This is a genomic window from Mycobacterium sp. E2733, from assembly GCF_001667585.1.
Classification (GTDB): Bacteria; Actinomycetota; Actinomycetes; order Mycobacteriales; family Mycobacteriaceae; genus Mycobacterium.
In genome coordinates this window covers 26040-43391 of the sequence record NZ_LZJZ01000050.1, presented here as the reverse complement: position 1 = coordinate 43391, position 17352 = coordinate 26040, and the positions used below count along the sequence as shown (strand labels likewise).

At 65.1% G+C, this 17352-nt stretch carries 16 protein-coding genes and 1 pseudogene; 9 read left to right on the top strand and 8 right to left on the bottom strand.

All coding sequences use genetic code 11. The features are described from left to right. Positions 1-253 precede the first annotated feature (253 nt). Positions 254-2122 carry a molybdopterin-dependent oxidoreductase gene (locus A5678_RS10160; RefSeq protein ID WP_082945483.1) on the top strand — a complete coding sequence of 623 codons (1869 nt, stop codon included), beginning with the start codon at positions 254-256 and terminating at the stop codon, positions 2120-2122. Between the two features lie 101 nt (positions 2123-2223). Continuing rightward, a pseudogene (locus tag A5678_RS10155) lies at positions 2224-2969 on the top strand (succinate dehydrogenase/fumarate reductase iron-sulfur subunit). 16 nt (positions 2970-2985) lie between these two features. Here A5678_RS10155 and A5678_RS10150 read toward each other — a convergent pair. Both A5678_RS10150 and A5678_RS10145 read right to left on the bottom strand, forming a co-directional pair. Next, positions 2986-3423 (bottom strand): group III truncated hemoglobin, encoded by a 438-nt coding sequence (locus tag A5678_RS10150; RefSeq protein WP_068041554.1) that lies wholly within the window; start codon positions 3421-3423, stop codon positions 2986-2988. Continuing rightward, positions 3416-4150, bottom strand: a complete 735-nt coding sequence (locus A5678_RS10145; protein ID WP_068041551.1) for a metalloregulator ArsR/SmtB family transcription factor — start codon at positions 4148-4150, stop codon at positions 3416-3418. The genes A5678_RS10150 and A5678_RS10145 overlap by 8 nt, the downstream gene beginning before the upstream one ends. 131 nt (positions 4151-4281) lie before the next feature. On the opposite strand from A5678_RS10145, the gene A5678_RS10140 reads away from it, so the two are divergent. Then, positions 4282-5262 (top strand): nitroreductase family protein, encoded by a 981-nt coding sequence (locus A5678_RS10140; RefSeq protein WP_068041548.1) that lies wholly within the window; start codon positions 4282-4284, stop codon positions 5260-5262. A gap of 105 nt (positions 5263-5367) precedes the next feature. Here A5678_RS10140 and A5678_RS10135 read toward each other — a convergent pair whose 3' ends face one another. Then, a complete protein-coding gene (locus A5678_RS10135; protein ID WP_068041546.1) occupies positions 5368-5781 on the bottom strand; it encodes a PRC-barrel domain-containing protein in 414 nt (137 codons plus the stop codon). Between the two features lie 257 nt (positions 5782-6038). Here A5678_RS10135 and A5678_RS10130 point away from each other — a divergent pair, with 257 nt between their 5' ends. The 4 genes from A5678_RS10130 to A5678_RS10115 are packed head-to-tail and all read left to right on the top strand — an operon-like array spanning position 6039 to position 10839. Beyond that, positions 6039-8852 carry an aconitate hydratase gene (locus A5678_RS10130; protein ID WP_068041542.1) on the top strand — a complete coding sequence of 938 codons (2814 nt, stop codon included), beginning with the start codon at positions 6039-6041 and terminating at the stop codon, positions 8850-8852. A gap of 33 nt (positions 8853-8885) precedes the next feature. After that, complete coding sequence (locus A5678_RS10125) at positions 8886-9212, top strand: carboxymuconolactone decarboxylase family protein (protein WP_068041538.1); 327 nt, start codon at positions 8886-8888, stop codon at positions 9210-9212. Positions 9213-9252: 40 nt separating this feature from the next. After that, on the top strand, positions 9253-9687 hold the full coding sequence (locus A5678_RS10120) for a VOC family protein (protein ID WP_068041536.1): 435 nt from the start codon (positions 9253-9255) through the stop codon (positions 9685-9687). A 30-nt stretch (positions 9688-9717) separates the two neighbouring features. Continuing rightward, a complete protein-coding gene (locus A5678_RS10115; protein ID WP_068041532.1) occupies positions 9718-10839 on the top strand; it encodes a mandelate racemase/muconate lactonizing enzyme family protein in 1122 nt (373 codons plus the stop codon). Between the two features lie 26 nt (positions 10840-10865). Here A5678_RS10115 and A5678_RS10110 read toward each other — a convergent pair whose 3' ends face one another. From A5678_RS10110 to A5678_RS10090, 5 genes are read right to left on the bottom strand one after another with little or no spacing between them, the layout of a single operon-like run. Beyond that, complete coding sequence (locus A5678_RS10110; protein ID WP_197502091.1) at positions 10866-12071, bottom strand: dihydrolipoamide acetyltransferase family protein; 1206 nt, start codon at positions 12069-12071, stop codon at positions 10866-10868. Between the two features lie 15 nt (positions 12072-12086). Further along, positions 12087-13067: an alpha-ketoacid dehydrogenase subunit beta gene (locus A5678_RS10105; protein WP_197502092.1), complete on the bottom strand. Its 981-nt coding sequence runs from the start codon at positions 13065-13067 to the stop codon at positions 12087-12089. A 5-nt stretch (positions 13068-13072) separates the two neighbouring features. Then, complete coding sequence (gene pdhA / locus A5678_RS10100) at positions 13073-14173, bottom strand: pyruvate dehydrogenase (acetyl-transferring) E1 component subunit alpha (protein ID WP_068041524.1); 1101 nt, start codon at positions 14171-14173, stop codon at positions 13073-13075. Between the two features lie 10 nt (positions 14174-14183). Then, positions 14184-14690, bottom strand: coding sequence for a CBS domain-containing protein (locus A5678_RS10095; protein WP_197502090.1), 507 nt, complete (start codon positions 14688-14690; stop codon positions 14184-14186). A 33-nt stretch (positions 14691-14723) separates the two neighbouring features. Further along, positions 14724-15095: a DUF488 domain-containing protein gene (locus A5678_RS10090; RefSeq protein ID WP_068041523.1), complete on the bottom strand. Its 372-nt coding sequence runs from the start codon at positions 15093-15095 to the stop codon at positions 14724-14726. A gap of 95 nt (positions 15096-15190) precedes the next feature. Between A5678_RS10090 and A5678_RS10085 the strand changes: the two genes are divergently transcribed. Then, a complete protein-coding gene (locus A5678_RS10085) occupies positions 15191-15994 on the top strand; it encodes a uracil-DNA glycosylase (protein ID WP_068041519.1) in 804 nt (267 codons plus the stop codon). A 111-nt stretch (positions 15995-16105) separates the two neighbouring features. Then, entirely contained in the window at positions 16106-17314 is a 1209-nt protein-coding gene (locus tag A5678_RS10080; protein WP_082945482.1) for a 4Fe-4S dicluster domain-containing protein, read from the top strand. Positions 17315-17352: the final 38 nt, after the last annotated feature.

Sequence of the window (17352 nt, the reverse complement as noted above, 5' to 3'; positions counted from 1 at the left end):
CCCCCCCGCGCCCCGCCCCCCGCCCCCCGCGGCCCCGGCCCCCCCCCCACCCCCCCCCCCCCCCCCCCCCCTCATACATACTGTATGTATTAACATACAGTATGTCTGTATGCCGTCAAGGGTTCTCCGATGTCCGGACCGCAGCGCGAACCGTCCGGGCGTGGATGTTGCGCTGCCTGGGGGCGGCGCACCGCCGTGGCGTATCGTTTACACAAGGGGGATTGTATAAACTAGATAGAGAGTGGGCTCCCCCATGACACAACACGAAACCTACTTTCTGCGCCCGCAGGGTGATCACGGCGCCGACAGACAGCTTGATTCCTCTGCGAGCGCCGAGGCGATTACGCCGCGCGACGGTCGACACGTCACACCCAACAATGACGTCGGCGATCAGAGTCAGGATGCGGGCTATCGCGCAGAGTTGCAGCTGGCCGAGAACATCGTCGACCCGCAGACCTGGGCCGGCGGGATCGAAGACAAACGGGCGATTGCGCCGCGGCTGCGCATCGGTCGTGACAGATGGTTAAATCTGTTGTGGCTCATTCCCATTGGATTCGTTTTCCTGCTCGCGGCGGTAGCGGTCGGCAAGGGCCTGCACAACATGCCGGCCGTCCAGGCATTCATTCAACGCTATCCCGGCAGCCGGGTTCCCTCGGCGGTCAGCCCGGGCATCCCCGCATGGGTGGGCTGGACGCATTTCTTCAACCTGTTCCTGATGATGTTCATCATTCGCTCCGGGATCCAGATCCTGTGCGACCATCCGCGGCTCTACTTCAGGCGCAACTCCACGCCGGGCAAGGACGAATGGCTGCGGGTGGCAAAGCCAGTGCCGGACGACCCGCTGTGGACGGCCAAGGACGACTCGGTAGCACTACCGCGCCAACTGGGGTTGCCGGGAATTCGCCATTCGATCGGCCTGGCGCGGTGGTGGCACCTCGGCGTAGACGTCTTGTGGCTACTCAACGGCGCGGCGTTCTACGTGCTTTTGTTCGCTACCGGCCAATGGCGAAGGGTCGTTCCGACCAGCTGGGACGTCTTCCCCAACGCGGTTTCCGTTGCGATCCAATACCTGTCGCTGGATTGGCCGACGGACAATACCTGGGTGGCCTACAACGGGCTGCAACTGCTGGCGTACTTCACCACCGTCTTCATCGCCGCACCGCTCGCGCTCATCACCGGGCTCGGAATGTCGCCGGCCCTCTCGATGCGTCTTACCGTGATCAGCAAGCGGTTGAGCATCCAGGCCGCGCGCTCGCTGCATTTCCTGGTGCTGGTGTATTTCCTCTTCTTCATCGTCGTCCACGTGACGTTCGTCTTCGCTACCGAGGCATTGCGCAACCTCAACCACATGTTCGCCGCGCGCGACGACAACGGCTGGGTCGGGTTCGGGGTATTCGCCATGGCCATGGTGGTGGTCACCGTCGGCTGGGTGGCCGCCACGCCCTTCACCCATCGCCATCCGCGCGTGGTGCAACGGGTCGGCTACGCACTCGTCGGGCCGCTGCAACGGCTGTTCGAGCGCGTCAACCCCGAGCCAGGAGCGTTCACCGAAGATGACATCTCGCCGTATCTCTGGCACAACGGCACCTACCCGGAAACCGTTGAGTACAAAGAGCTGGAGAAGAACAACTTTGTCGATTGGCGGCTGCGCGTCTACGGTCTCGTCGAGCATCCGATGGAGTTTTCCTTAGCCGACCTGCATGAGCTGCCGTACCACGAACAAATCACCCAACACTTTTGCATTCAGGGCTGGTCGGGCGTCGCGAAATGGGGTGGCGTGTCGATGCAGACGATCATGGACATCGTCAAGCCGCTGCCGGCAGCCAAGTGGGTGGTGTTCTACTCGCTGGGTCCGGGCGCCGACGGCGGCATCTACTACGTCGCGCACCCGATCGAGCAGATGAGTCACCATCTGACCATGCTGGCCTATGACATGAACAACGAGCCGGTGAGTTACGGGCACGGCGCACCGCTGCGGCTGCGGAACGAACTACAACACGGCTTCCGACATGTGAAGTGGATCAAGGGCATTGAGTTCATCGCCCACTACTCCGAGCTGGGCAGCGGATACGGAGGCTACAACGAAGACCACGAATACTTCGGGCGTCACCAGACAATCTGATGCGCATCCTGCCCCCATAGTGGAGGACGCGACGGGCAACTGGAACTAATGACGCGAAAATCGATGCTCAACTGGAATGCCTTGACCGGACGGAGGAGTCGATGACTTACAACGGGATCATCCGGGTGTGGCGCGGCGACGAGCGGGGTGGCGATCTCCGGGACTTCACCGTCGAGGTGAACGAGGGCGAGGTCGTGCTGGACGTGATCCACCGGGTGCAGGCCACGCAAGTGCCCGACCTGGCGGTGCGCTGGAACTGCAAGGCGGGCAAATGCGGTTCCTGCTCGGCGGAGATCAACGGCTATCCGAAGTTGATGTGCATGACCCGCATGTCGACCTTCGCCGAAGACGAGGTTGTCACGGTACCCCGATGCGAGCCTTCCCGGTGATTCGCGATCTCGTCACCGACGTCTCGTTCAACTATGAAAAGGCCAAAAGAATACCGTCTTTCGCGCCATTCAAGGATCTTCGGCCCGGCGAATACCGGATGGCCCAAGCCGACGTCGAGCGCTCGCAGGAGTTCCGCAAGTGCATCGAGTGCTTTCTGTGCCAAGACGTCTGCCACGTGATCCGTGACCACGAAGACAACAAGCGAGCGTATGCCGGGCCGCGCATGTTCATTCGCCTCGCGGAACTGGAAATGCACCCCCTCGATACCGCCGACCGTCGAGACCTCGCCCAGGACCAGCAGGGCCTGGGACTGTGCAACATCACCAAGTGCTGTACCGAGGTCTGCCCGGAGCACATCAAGATCACCGACAACGCCATCATCCCCATGAAGGAACGCGTCGCGGGTCGCAGGTACGACCCGGCGGTCTGGCTGGGGCGCAAGCTCTTCCGCCGCTAGCACGCCACGAGAGCGTTCAGCGCGCGACCGCGGTGTCGAGTTCTGGTGTGTCCGTGCCCGTCAACCGCCGATGCATGGCCCAGGCGATCCTGGCGCCCTGAATCTTCGCGCGTTCGGCGATGGGTCCTTGGAACATCGCGTCGACGGTCTCATTCCACACCGTCAGCCAGCGAACAAAGTGGCGGCTGCTCAACGGGGTTCGCCGATGGATGTGCCGGTGGGCGTGCAGGGCGCTGCCGCGATAGAGTCCGGCACGAAACAGGGCGGTCTCCCAGAAGTCGGTCATCACCGGGATGTGCGAGTCCAAACCCTTGCTTCGCAACTCCCCGAACGGCTCGACGAGCACATCGTCGACCATCACCCGGCCGTAAAATCGGCGCAAGAGCGCCTCGACGTCCGCGCGGGTAGCGAGATCTGCGATCCCATGGCCGACCGGGGCGCACAAGTCAGTCACGCGCGATCACCCTCGCCAGACACAGTTCAGGTTCGACGAAGGGTCTCAGCTCGGCGTGCATCGCAGGCGCGGAACCAACCGGCTCCGTCGGGCCCGCCAGGCCCTGCAACAGCCCGCGGTGCAGGGCGCACGCCACCTCCGGGTGATCACGGGCCATGTCACGGACCGGACAACTGTGCAGGCGGATGGTCCGCTCGTTGCCGGGAGTCGACTTCTCGGGCGAGATTAACTCGGGACCGAATCCCATGCGGTCGAACACCGTCGTAATCATCGCCGATCGCTCTTCAGCGGCTTTTCTGGGTGTAAGGCGCTGTGGAACATGTTGCCCCGCAATACCTTCGTGGGAATCGTCCTCCTTGATCCGCTCAGCCCATCGCCGGCCGGCGGCTTCAGCGCGGCGGCGCCGCTTGTCGACGGTCTCACCGAGTTCCAGCGCCAATATCTCGGCCAGGATTCGATAGTCCAGCCGCTCGCGCACCGCGCTGTAGCCGGTGCGGGGGCGGCCCACGCCGGCGCGCGTGATCCGGGTGCGCTCAACGAGCCCCTCGGCGCACAGCGCGTCAAGATGAAAGCGCACGGTCGTCGTGTGCAGTCCGAGCCGGGCACCGAGTTCGGCCGCGTCGACCGGTCCGTCGTGCTCGCGCACCATTTCCAGAACTCGTTGGTGCTGCCGGTTGCGTTTTCCGCGGTGCGGCCGCCCGGCCTCCTCCTCGTTGTGCTCGCCCACCCCATCAGTCCTCTCGTCCGGTTGCCTTCCAGCTATTTAGAGGATATTATTCATTAATAATAGCACTGAACGCCCTGGGCGTCTCCACTGACGCGACGACCTTGGGGCAGCAGGGAAACCGGAGGTGCGCCATGTTGGACACCATGGTGGAAACCACAGTCATCGAGAACGCGGTCCGGATCGCCTGCCGTGCCCCGTCCCTGTACAACACCCAGCCGTGGCTGTGGGTGACAGACGGCGCCGGGCTGGACCTGTTTCTCGATACGAGCCGTGTCGTGCACACGGACCGATCGACGCGAGAGGCTCACATCGGCTGCGGCGGGGTGCTCGATCATCTTCGGGTGGCGATGGCGGCCGCGGGCTGGATCGCCGATGTCGAGCGATTTCCCGATCCAGCTAATCCGGCCCACCTGGCGCGGGTGAAATTCGTACCCGCGGAAGGCGTGACCGACGAGCAGCGTCGTCGCGCCGACGCGATGCTGAAACGCCGGACTGATCGGCTGCCATTCCTCGCACCGGTCGACTGGGAATCGTTCGAGCCCCTGCTACGCGGCGGCATCGACGGCGGCGGAGTGCGCTTGGACGTGCTACCGGAGGAGACGCGTCCGCGCCTGGCCGAGGCGGCCGAGTTCACCGAGTCGCTGCGTCTGTACGATTCTCCGTACCATCTCGAACTCGATTGGTGGACAGCCCCGTTCGAAGTAGCCGAGGGCATCCCCTATAGCTCGCTGATCTCGGCCGCCGAGTCGCATCGGGTAGGCGTCAATCGCCACTTTCCCTTCACCCGCAACCTGGACAGGCGCGCCGGGATCACGCGAGATTTCTCGAAGATCTTGATGCTGTCCACCGAGGACGACACCCACGCCAACGCGCTGGAGTGCGGCGAGGCGCTGTCGCGTGTCCTGCTGGAATGCACGATGGCCGGCTTGGCCACGTGCACGGTCTCACAACTGACGGAACTGTCGGTCAGCCGTGAACTGCTCGCGGCGATCACGGGTCACACCGATCTGCCCCAGGTCCTGATCCGGGTGGGTGTCGCGCCGGCACTCGACGGGACGCCGCCGCCCACGCCGCGGCGGGCGCTCGCCGACGTGTTGCGACGCAAGGGCTGAGTCCCGGCCGTGGCAGCACCCCCGCGGGGTCAGTCACCGGCTTGTCGGTGTCGACAGTTACCGATCGCGACTTGGTGGTTTCGGAACCCACGGTTCCGAACTCGCTTACAGGTTGAAGCTTGGGTAGACGTAACCGGACTGCCAGTAGGGCGAGCATCCGTAATACCCACAGACACGGCTCTGGTAGTCACGATCGTTGACCAGTCCTGAGTCATACGCCGGAGCCCCGCAGATGTGATCGTGCGTATCGCCGATGAAGACATCATCACTGGTGGTCGCGTCGATCACGTCGACCGGGATGAAAGACTCTCTTTCGCCGATGCCGAGAAGGCCACCATGGTCGACGAGGAGGAAGCGGGGCTTGCGCTCACGGTCGTCCACGAAGACGTCATGCACCCTGCCGAAGTGCTTGTGGTCCTTGTCCTTTACCTGCCGTCCACGCATGTCGTCGGTGGCGTTCTTGACCTTCACGACCGTACCCGTGAGCTTGATGAGAGCGGCGTCAGCCTCGGTTGTCATCGGGACTCCTGGTCAATAGTGGGCGTCGAGATGGCTCAACGTTGCCGCGCAATCGGCGGGTTTATCACGTGCCGTCGGCTGCTTGCGGCTGGATGGTCAGCTCCGGCATGTACCCAGTATGCGGCCGGCCCGCAAGAGGGTATTCATCGAATTCTGGGGGTTCGCTCGGGCCGGTGTGCCAACCTGCCACTCTTGCCCATGTACTCAATTGCCGTAGGCTCGAATTACCAGTCGGGCAGCGCGTAAGGGGGTTTCTCATGGCCTCGGACAGCTTCGGAACGCGTGATCAACTTGCCGTTGGCGGCACCACCTACCAGATCCACCGCCTGGCACGGATCGACGGCGCGGATCGGTTGCCCTACAGCTTGAAAGTCTTGCTGGAGAACCTGTTACGCAACGAGGACGGCCGGCTGGTGACCGCCGAACAGATCGGCGCACTGGCGGCCTGGGATCCGGCGGCCAAGCATGGGCGGGAGGTGGCCTATACCCCGGCACGAGTGCTGATGCAGGACTTCACGGGGGTGCCGTGCGTAGTGGACCTGGTGGCGATGCGCGACGCCATCGCCGATCTCGGCGGTGAGACCAAACGAATCAATCCACTGTGCCCGACGGAGCTGGTGATCGACCACTCGGTGATCGCCGACGTCTTCGGCCGCCCGGACGCCTTCCGGATCAATGCCGAATTAGAGTTCGAACGCAATGCCGAGCGCTATCAATTGCTGCGCTGGGCGCAGCAGGCGTTCACGGATTTCAGTGTCGTGCCACCGGATACGGGGATCTGCCACCAGGTCAATCTGGAATATCTGTCCAGAGTCGTGTTCACCCGCCAGGGCCCGGACGGTCCGCAGGCCTATCCGGACACGCTCGTCGGCACCGACTCGCACACCCCGATGGTCAACGGGCTGGGGGTGCTCGGCTGGGGTGTGGGCGGTATCGAAGCCGAGGCGGCCATGCTCGGCCAACCGATGAGCATGCTGATACCGCAGGTGCTGGGCCTGAAGCTGACCGGTGAGCTACCGTCCGGCACCACGGCCACCGACTTGGTGCTGACGGTGGCCGAGCTGCTGCGTCGAACCGGTGTGGTCGGAAAGTTCGTCGACTTCTACGGACCCGGTGTGCCCAACGTGCCGCTAGCCAACCGGGCCACCATCGGCAACATGAGCCCCGAATACGGCGCCACCTGCGCCATTTTCCCGATCGACGACGTCACCCTGGACTACCTGCGGCTGACGGGTCGCCCCGAAAACCAGATCCGGCTGGTGGAGACCTACGCGAAGGAGCAGGGCCTGTGGCACCACCCCGACCACGAGCCGACGTTCTCGCAGACGATCGAACTGGACCTGGGCTCCATCCAGCCGTCGATCGCGGGGCCCAAACGACCGCAGGACCGCATCCCGCTGCGGGTGGCCCCGCACACGGTCGCCGCGCTGCTCAACGGCGCCGAGACCACAGCGGAGGCGTTGTCGGCTTTGGACAAAGCATCGGCGGACTCATTCCCGGCCAGTGACCCGATCGCCTTTGGCGACCATGCCCAGCCGGAAGGCAAACCGCGCGCGCCCTGGGACGACGGCGAGAAACTCCCGTGGGTGACCGCGCCGGCGCCGGTCGAGTTTGCCGACGGCACCCGCACGGAAATCGACAATGGACATGTGGTGATCGCCGCGATCACCTCGTGCACCAACACCTCCAACCCGTCGGTGATGGTGGGCGCGGCGCTGCTGGCGAAGAAGGCGGTGGAAAAAGGGTTGGCCCGCAAACCGTGGGTCAAGACCTCGCTGGCGCCCGGGTCCCGCGTCGTCACCGACTATTACGAAAGGGCCGGGCTCACACCGTATCTGGACAAGCTCGGCTTCAACCTGGTCGGCTACGGCTGCACCACCTGCATCGGCAATTCCGGCCCGCTGATTCCCGAGGTGAGCCAGGCGATGTCCGACAACGACCTCACGGTCTGCTCGGTGCTGTCGGGTAACCGCAATTTCGAGGGGCGCATCCACCCGGAGACCAGAATGAACTTCCTTGCGTCGCCGCTGTTGGTGGTCGCCTACGCATTGGCAGGCACGCTGCGCACCAACCTGCTTCAAGACCCGATTGGCACCGGCAGCGACGGCCAACCGGTGTACCTGCGCGACATCTGGCCGTCGACCGAAGAAATAAGTGCAGTCGTCGACGAGAACTTGCGCGCCGAGATGTTCACCAAGAGCTATGCCGACGTGTACGCCGGCGACGATCGCTGGCGCTCGCTGACGGTCCCCGGCAGCGACACCTTCCAGTGGGACCCCGGGTCGACATATGTGCGCCAGCCGCCCTACTTCGACGGCATGGCCCGCGAACCCGAGCCGGTCGGCGACATCACCGCCGCCCGCGTGCTCGCCAAGCTCGGTGACTCGGTCACCACCGATCACATCAGTCCGGCCGGCTCCATCAAATTCGACTCACCCGCGGGAAAGTATTTGTCCGAACACGGGATTGACCGCAAGGACTTCAACTCCTACGGCTCCCGGCGCGGCAACCACGAGGTGATGATCCGCGGCACCTTCGCCAACATCCGGCTGCGCAACCAGCTTGCCCCGGGTACCGAAGGCGGATGGACGCGCGACTTCACCCAGCCCGACGGCCCGGTGGCGACCATTTACGACGCATCGGTGAACTACGCCAAGGCCGGTGCGCCCCTGGTCATCCTCGCCGGCAAGGAATACGGCTCCGGGTCGTCGCGCGACTGGGCGGCCAAGGGCACCGCCCTGCTCGGTGTGCACGCGGTGATCGCCGAGTCCTACGAACGGATCCACCGCTCCAACCTCATCGGGATGGGTGTGCTGCCACTGCAATTCCCCGATGGGAAAAGCGCGGACTCGCTAGGGTTGACCGGGGAGGAGGCCGTCGACATCACCGGTGTCGACGCGCTCAACCACAGCATCCCCGAGACCGTGCATGTGAAGGCCGGCGATGTCGAGTTCGACGCGGTGGTGCGCATCGATACCCCTGGCGAGGCCGACTACTACCGGCACGGCGGCATCATGCAGTACGTCCTCCGCCAACTGCTCGGCAACGAACCCGCGGCCACAAAGCGCTGACAATTTAGTCCGACTCAGGAAGGAGACACCACCATGGCCGAGGAGATGTACCACCCCACAACCCCCGAGATCCACAAACTCCGCAAGGAACTCGTCCCCCACACCCATGACGCGTTTGAGGCGTTCAGCCGTGCGGTGTTCGCCGATGGCGCCCTGCCGGAGAAAACCAAACAGCTCATCGCGGTCGCGGTCGCGCACACCACCCAATGCCCCTATTGCATCCGCGGGCACACCCGGCTCGCCCGCCGGAAAGGCAACAGCGACCAAGAGATCATGGAGGCCATCTGGGTCGCGGCCGAGATGCGCGCCGGTGGCGCCTACGCGCATGCCACGCTGGCCCTCGAGGAACTCGCCAAATAGCCGCCGGAGACATGACATGGCAGGCGAGCAGAATCAAGCTATGGATACCGAAAACCCCGAGGCCGGGATCGCCGCGGGGGTTGCCTCGTGTGTGATCCGGGTGTCGGACTTGGACCGGTCGCTGAAGTTCTACTGCGATGTGTTCTCCTGCAGTGTGCTCATTCGGGAGTCCAACATGGCTCTGCTGTTGGCACCCAACGGATTTCAGCTATACCTGCATGCAGAGCCCACCTTCCGGCATCGCGGGCCGGGCACCATCGGCGTGCAGTATCTGATGTGGGCCACCGACAGCGAATCCGATCTGCAGCAGATTGCACACCGCCTGAAGGCTCACGACGTTGCCGCCTATTCGTATACCCAGGGCGGGATAACCTTCGTCGAAGCTTGCGATCCCGACAGGGAACGGGTGATCGTTGCCTACCCGACTCCCCGGCAGCTGCCCCGCGAGGTCATTGCCAAACGGCTGCACGGCTGACCCCGGCCCCGCAAGCATCAGGAGTCGCAGATGTCTCCCATTGCCGCAGATCGCACGGCAGTCATCGCCAAGATCGAAACGGTTCCGCTGCGTATCCCCTTGAAGGCGGGCAGCATACCCGGGGCGTCCCTCTGGGGCGACGAGCTGTCCGCCGCAGACTCGCTGCTCGTCAAGGTCACAACCCGCGACGGAGTGGAGGGTTGGGGCGAAGCCTTCGGTTTTCGCGCCGTCGATTCGGCCAAGCTTGCCGTCGATGAACTGATCGCGCCGCTCTGCATTGGCCGGGACGCCACCCGGATCGGGCCCCTGATGCTGGAGGTTCAAAAGAACCTGCATGTTTTCGGACGCGGCGATGCCTTGACCTATGCGCTCTCGGCGGTGGACATCGCCCTGTGGGATATCGCCGGCAAGCTCGCCAACACCCCGGTGTGCCGGCTTCTCGGCGGCGGAATGACCGCTATGCCTTGCTACGCGAGCTTGGCGTGCTATGCCGACCCCGCGCTGGTCCGCACCGCGGTTCGGCGAACCCTCGATGCTGGATTTCGGGGAATCAAGCTGCACGAGGTGAGCATGCCGGCAATCCGCGCGGCCCGCGAGGAAGCCGGCCCCGACGTGGAGCTGATTGTGGACGCCGGCTGTCCGTGGACCTTGACCGAAGCCGACGTTTTCGCTCAGGAACTCAAGCCGGTTGGACTCAAATTTCTCGAGGAGCCGCTCTGGCCGCCGGAGAATTTCGTCGGTCTTGCCGAACTGCGACGAATCAGCGGCATCCGCATCTCGTCCGGCGAAAACGTCTCGACGCTCATGGAATTCGAGCGCATGCTCGCCGCAAGGGCGGTGGACTTCGTACAGCCGAGCCCGGCCAAGATGGGCGGCATCAGCGAGCTGTGTAAGGTTTTTCCTCTCGCGGCGGCCCGCAACGTCCCGGTGATGACGCACTCCTTCTACGACGGCCCGGGCCTGCTCGCGGCGATTCATGCGACGGCCGCGCTTGGTACCCCTGACTCCATGATCGAATGGCGCTGGTTCGAACTGGAGGCCGCCGTCTATGACGATGCCCTCGCCCCGACCGCGGGCCAGGTGTCGGTCCCTCTCGGACCGGGCCTGGGATTGGACCCCGATCCGGATGTGATCAGCGCTTACCGACGTTGAGCGACAACGTGATCCGATTCTTGCGCTCAGGCGAGGATGCGAAGCGGGTGTTCGAGCAGCTTCACCAGATCTTGCAGAAACACCGCGGCTGTGGCGCCGTCGAGCACGCGGTGGTCGATGGACAGCGTGAGCTTCAATGTGGTTGCCGCGGTGAGCTGACCGTCCCGGACGACGGCCTCTTCCTGGACGGCACCGACGGCGAGGATCGCCGCCTCCGGCGGGTTGATGACGGCGGTGAAATGGTCGATGCCGTACATCCCGAGGTTGCTCACGGTGAAGGTGCTACCGGTCAACTCGTTCGGCGTGAGCTTGCCGGCTCGCGCCCGATCGATGAGGGCATGCGCCTCGCCCCCGATCTCGGTAAGGGTTTTGCGGTCCGCATCGCGGATGACAGGCACCAGGAGCCCGCTGTCGGTAGCGACGGCGCATCCCACGTTCACGTGGCCGTGCCGCACCAGGTGATCGCCGCCCCACGAGGAATTGACGTGCAGGTGGGTGCGCAGCGTTACCGCGCACGCCCGTATCAACAGATCGGTGACGCTGATTTTTGGCCCGGTATCCGGAAACTCCGCGTTGAGTTCGTTGCGTAGCCTCTGCAGCGCGCCGGCGTCGGCGACGGCGGTCAGGTAGAAGTGCGGTGCGGCAGCGCTTTCGGTGAGCCGCTGCGCCGTGATACGTCGTATCGAAGACAGCGGCACCTGCTCGTCGTCTCCGCCCCCAGTTCCCGTCGGGAGCGCCGTCGGGGGCCCAGGTTGTGCAGCAGCGGAACGCTGGTCGATGATGCCGTCGATATCTTTGCGCACGATGCGTCCGCCCGGGCCGGTGCCGGTCACGCGGGTAAGGTCAATTCCGTGCTCACGCGCCAGGGTGCGGACGAGCGGGGTGGCGCGCACCGAAGCGGCGGGCGGCGGCGGGACCGGCCGGGCTTCAGGGGAAAACGCCCGGGATGCGGACGTGTCGGCTTGCCCGCCAACAGTTTTGGGTACGTCAACCGCCGTTGAGTCGTCGATGACGGCGATCGGCTGACCGATGGGTACGGTGCTTCCGGGGGGAGCGATGATGCGCGTCAGCACGCCGCCGTCGTAGGCCTCGAGTTCCATGGTGGCCTTGTCCGTCTCGATTTCGGCGAGTACGTCGCCGGGCGCGACGATGTCACCCTCGCCCTTAAGCCATTGGCCGACGACACCTTCGGTCATAGTGTCCGACAACCGCGGCATCAGCACGTCGACCATGGCGGGTCCCTCTCATCAGGTGAACCGGCTGGCGTCGAGAACCTCGCCGATGACCTTGGTCAGGTCGGCGGCATCGGGCAGGGCTGCCAGCTCGAGCGGCTTGGCGTACGGCAGCGGCACCTCGGCGGCGGCGACCCGTCGGATCGGCGCATCGAGATAGTCGAAGGCGCCTTCGGCGATCGTCGCCGCGATCTCCGCACCCACGCCGTAGCTGAGCCAGTCATCCTCGAGGATCACGGCTCTGCTGGTCTTGCGCACCGAGGCGCAGATCGTTTCCCGGTCCAGCGGCCGCAGGCTGCGCAGGTCTACCACTTCGATGGATACCCCGTCGTCCTCGAACCGGCGGGCGACGTCCAACGCGATCACCGTGGACCGCGAGTACGCGACGACGGTCAGGTCGGTTCCGGGCTTGGCGATCGAAGCCTTCCCGATTTCGCCGATTTGCTCGCCGTCGGGAACCTCCCCCTTGGTGTTGTAGAGCGCCAGATTCTCCAGCAACAGCACCGGGTCATCGTCGCGGACGGCCGCGGTGAGCAGCGCTTTGGCATCCGCCGGGGTGGCCGGGGTAAGCACTTTCATCCCGGGCACGTGCGCGTACCAGACTTCCAGGTTCTGCGAGTGGGTCGCCGCCAGCTGCTGCCCGCCGCCGCCGGGGGTGCGAATCACCAGCGGCACGGACACCTGGCCCGCGAACATCGCGTGCATCTTGGCGGCATGGTTGACGATCTGGTCGATCGCCAGCAGGCTGAAGTTGATCGTCATGATCTCCACGATCGGGCGCATGCCAAGCATCGCCGCACCGATCGCAGCACCGACGAATCCCCCCTCGCAGATCGGTGTGTCGACCACCCGGGTGGGCCCGAACTCCGCCAACAGCCCTGCCGTGATCTTGTAGGAGCCTTCGAAGACACCGATCTCCTCGCCGATCAGAAATACTGATTGGTCCCGCAACAATTCGGCGCGCAGTGTGTCGTGCAGCGCTTGCCGATACGTCATCACGGTCATGGCTGTTGCACCGGACCGGAAACGACGGGATCACCCGGCAGCTGGTGTGGCGCATTGGCAACCGCCGTGGCATAGACATAGTCAAACAGCTCACCGGGATTCGGATCGGGGCTGGCGGCGGCGAACTCCACCGCGGCGTCGACCCGTGCCTCGGCCTGTTCCTCCACGTCGTGCGCCGCCTTGTCGTCGAGAATGCCCGCCTCGATCAACCGATGACGAAACGCCGGAACGGGATCGAGCGCGCGTAGCCGCGCAACCTCGTCGCGGGAGCGGTACTTCGCAGGATCCACCACGGAGTGGCCGCGCAGCCGCTGGCACATCGCCTCTAGCAGGCCGGGCTGACGTTCGGTCCGGGCACGCGAGAGTGCGGCCCTGGCAGCGTCGCGCACCGCGAGCGCGTCGTCACCGTCGACACGTTCCCCGGGGATCCGGTAGGAGCAGCCGCGCTTGTACAACTCGGGCTCCGCCGCGGCCTTCTCCACCGGGGTCCCCATACCCAACCCGTTGTTGACGATCACATACACGATCGGGAGGTGCCACAACCCGGCCAGGTTCAGCGCCTCGTGAAACGAGCCGATGTTGGTGGTGCCGTCACCGAGCACGCACATCACGGCTTCGGCATCGGGTCCGGGGCCGTCGCGATAGGTAAGGGCCAGGGCCGCACCGGTGGCCGGCGGGATCTGGCCGCCGACGATGCCGTACCCGCCGAATAGGCGCAACGTGCGATCGAAGAGATGCATCGAGCCGCCGCGGCCCCCGGACACGCCGGTGGACTTGCCGAAAAGCTCTGCCATGACACGACCCGGATCGAGTCCGCGGGCAAGGGCATATCCGTGCTCGCGATAGGTCGTGTACAGGTAATCGCGCGGCTCCAGTGCCGCCATCAGGCCGACCACTGTGGCTTCCTCGCCCAGGTTGAGGTGGCAGTATCCACCGATTTTCGCCCGCTGATACATCTCGGCCGACCGCAGCTCGAACGCCCGGATCAGCGTCATCTGTCGGTAGTAGTCGCGGAGGGTCTCAGCGGGTTCCTGGGCCGGGAATCCGGCGGGTCCATCGGAACCCGGTCTCGGGGTCGGAGTCGGCTGATCTGTCATTACCCTCCCGCTAGGTACCCGGTGGTTGCTCCTGCAGGGCGAATTGCGCGCCTCCTCCATGGCATTTCGGACACGCGGTGGGGGGATGCTGACCACGCACCGGCTCACCGCAAACCTGGCACACCCATTCCGTCGCCATGACCGCCACCAGGTCATGGCGGCTCACGATCCCGACCAGGCGGCCGCCTTTCATCACCGGAACCCGGCGGATACGCCGGTCGATCAGTAGATGCCGGATGTCGTCGGCAGCGCTATCCACCGTCACGCTGACCAGCGCGGTGGTCATCAGGTCACTCGCCACTGCGCCGGTTTTCGATAGCAGGTCGTGCTCGCTGACCAGACCCAAAAGTGTTCCCGTGTGATCGACTACGGGTACCGCGCTGATCCGGTGCCGGGCCAGGGTGTCGGCCACCTGCTGTGTGGACGCATCGGCCAGGACAGTGATCACCGGCGAAGACATGACGTCTCCGGCTGTCACGTGGGCCAGCGACACCGCCGTGCCGTCTTGCGGATCCACATTCGTGAGGTTACGCCTGCCGGGCCTGACTGACTAAGGCCTGCCGCGGGTCTCACCGAGCCATCCAGCCAGAACCGCCGCCTGACTGTGGTCGACGTCGCGGGTGGCCGTCAGCAGTACCAGGTCGCCTTTGCGGGCGATTTCCTTTAGATGCTCGACGGCGCCGCGACGTTCCGGCGACTTCAATTCGGCCAGATAGCGCCGCCGGAATTCCGTGAATTTCTCGGGCTCGTGGGAATACCATTGCCGCAATTCGGTCGAGGGCGCGGCCTCGCGCAACCACTCGGTCAGCTGGAGGGCTTCCTTCCGCATGCCGCGCGGCCAGACCCGGTCAACCAGCACGCGTGCGCCGTCGGACGGCGAAACCTCGTCGTAAACCCTGCGATAGGAGACATGACCGCTCATGGCTCACCCCTCATTGACTCCGCCAGCAAGCGTACTCCGAATCGCGTATCGAGAGCGGGCAATTTCGATGACGGTAGGATGACGCAGGAGACCGAATGCCACACCGTGACCAGAACGGCGCTCCGCAGTCGGCCGAATTCGACCGCAGCGCCCCCGATTTCCCCCGGCACGCGGCGGCCGACGCCCGGACACCGGGCGCGTTGGAGGCGCGGTTGATTCAGTGCCGGGCTTGCCCCCGCCTGGTTGCCTGGCGCGAGCACGTCGCCGTGGTCAAACGCCACGCGTATCGAGACTGGGACTATTGGGCCAAACCTGTGCCCGGGTTCGGACCGATGGATGCCGCTGTCGCGATCGTCGGTCTCGCGCCGGCCGCGCACGGCGGAAATCGCACCGGCCGCATCTTCACCGGTGACCCGTCCGGCGATCTGCTCTATGCGGCCCTGCATGCCATCGGTGTCGCCTCGCAACCCACCTCCACACGCCGCGGCGACGGCATGGAGTTGAACGGTGTCCGCATCACCGTCCCGGTGCACTGCGCCCCGCCGAACAATCAGCCCACCACCGGCGAGCGCGAGGCCTGCCGCCCCTGGCTGGTCCGAGAACTGCAGTTGCTGAGCCCCACCCTGTCCGTCATCGTGGCGCTGGGTGGATTTGCGTGGCAGGCATTGCTTCCGATCCTTGCCGATGCGGGTTGGTCACTCCCCAAGCCCCGCCCCAAATTCGGTCACGGAACCCACATCCTGATCGCGGATGAATCCCGCCGCCGCGAATTGCATTTGTTCGGCTGCTATCACCCCAGTCAGCGCAACGTGTCCACGCGCACCCTCACCAGCGCCATGTTCCGCGATGTCCTGCAACGTGCGGTGGCGATCGGTGCCGCAGCGCCGTCTTCCCCGTAGTTGCGCCAGTGGCCTAAGCGGATCGCCGGGACCGCCGTCGTGGCGGGCGGTGCGGGCGGGGCCGCACCTCGGGCACTGTGCACTCGGCGGCCGGAGGGGCATGATAAGGCCATGGGCGAGGACGGCATCAGCGACGCCGATCGCAGCGCGGTGATTGATGGCGCGGGCTTACAGCAACTCATATCCGAGTTGATCGATCGCGGGTACCGCGTCGTGGGTCCCACGCTGTCGCGTGACGGTAACGCGATCGTGCTGGCCGAGCTGACCTCTGCCGCCGATCTCCCCCAAGGTTGGGGAGTGGACGTGGGCCCGGGACATTATCGGCTGCGACGCCGAGGCGACGACGCGCTGTTCGGCCATTCGGCCGGTGCCCAATCGTGGAAGCAGTTCCTTCACCCACCGCGGCAGAAGTTATGGGCTGGCACGGCAGATGGCGCGGAAACCACTGAGCCGCAAGAGACTCCGCAGTACGCGTTCATCGGGGTGCGCGCCTGCGACCTGTCGTCGATCGCGATTCTCAACGGTGTGCTCGGTGTCGGCGACTACCCGGACCAGGGGTTCGTGGCACGCCGCCGCAAGATTTTCGTCGTGGCGGTCAACTGCACCGAGCCGGGCGGATTGTGCTTTTGCGCATCGATGGGAACCGGACCCGCGGTCGGGCCGGGCTTGGGGCACCGCTACGACCTGGCGCTGACCGAACGCATCGACAGCGATGGTTGCCGCTACGTCGTCGACGTGGGCAGCGCAGACGGTGCCGCGGTGCTGGCCGCGGTGACGCACCGAGACGCTACCGCTACCGAGATTGACGCGGCACGGTGCGACGTCGCCGATGCGGCCGGCAAGATGGGCCGGCAGATGCCCGGCAGAGACCTGCGCGAGCTGCTGATAGTCTCGCGCGAATCCCCGCGTTGGGACGACGTGGCGAGCCGATGCCTGACTTGCGGCAACTGCACGATGGTTTGCCCGACCTGCTATTGCACCAACGTAGAGGACATCACCGACCTGGCCGGCGAGCACGCCGAGCGCTGGCAGCACTGGGCCTCGTGTTTCGAATTCGATTTCACGTTCATCCACGGGGGCGGCAGCGTGCGGCAGTCCGGCCAGTCGCGATACCGGCACTGGATCACCCACAAGCTCGGCACCTGGCACGACCAGTTCGGCAGCACCGGCTGCGTGGGCTGTGGACGCTGTATCGCGTGGTGCCCCACGGGGATTGACATTACCGAGGAGATGAATGCGCTTGCCGTCCTCGCCGACGGCGGGATACCAGCGCCAGGCGTGATCGCCGGGTACGACGAGGATGCTCGGGAAGGCCAGTGAACTGAGAATCTGCTGCAGTCAACGGCGAGGTGCTAACG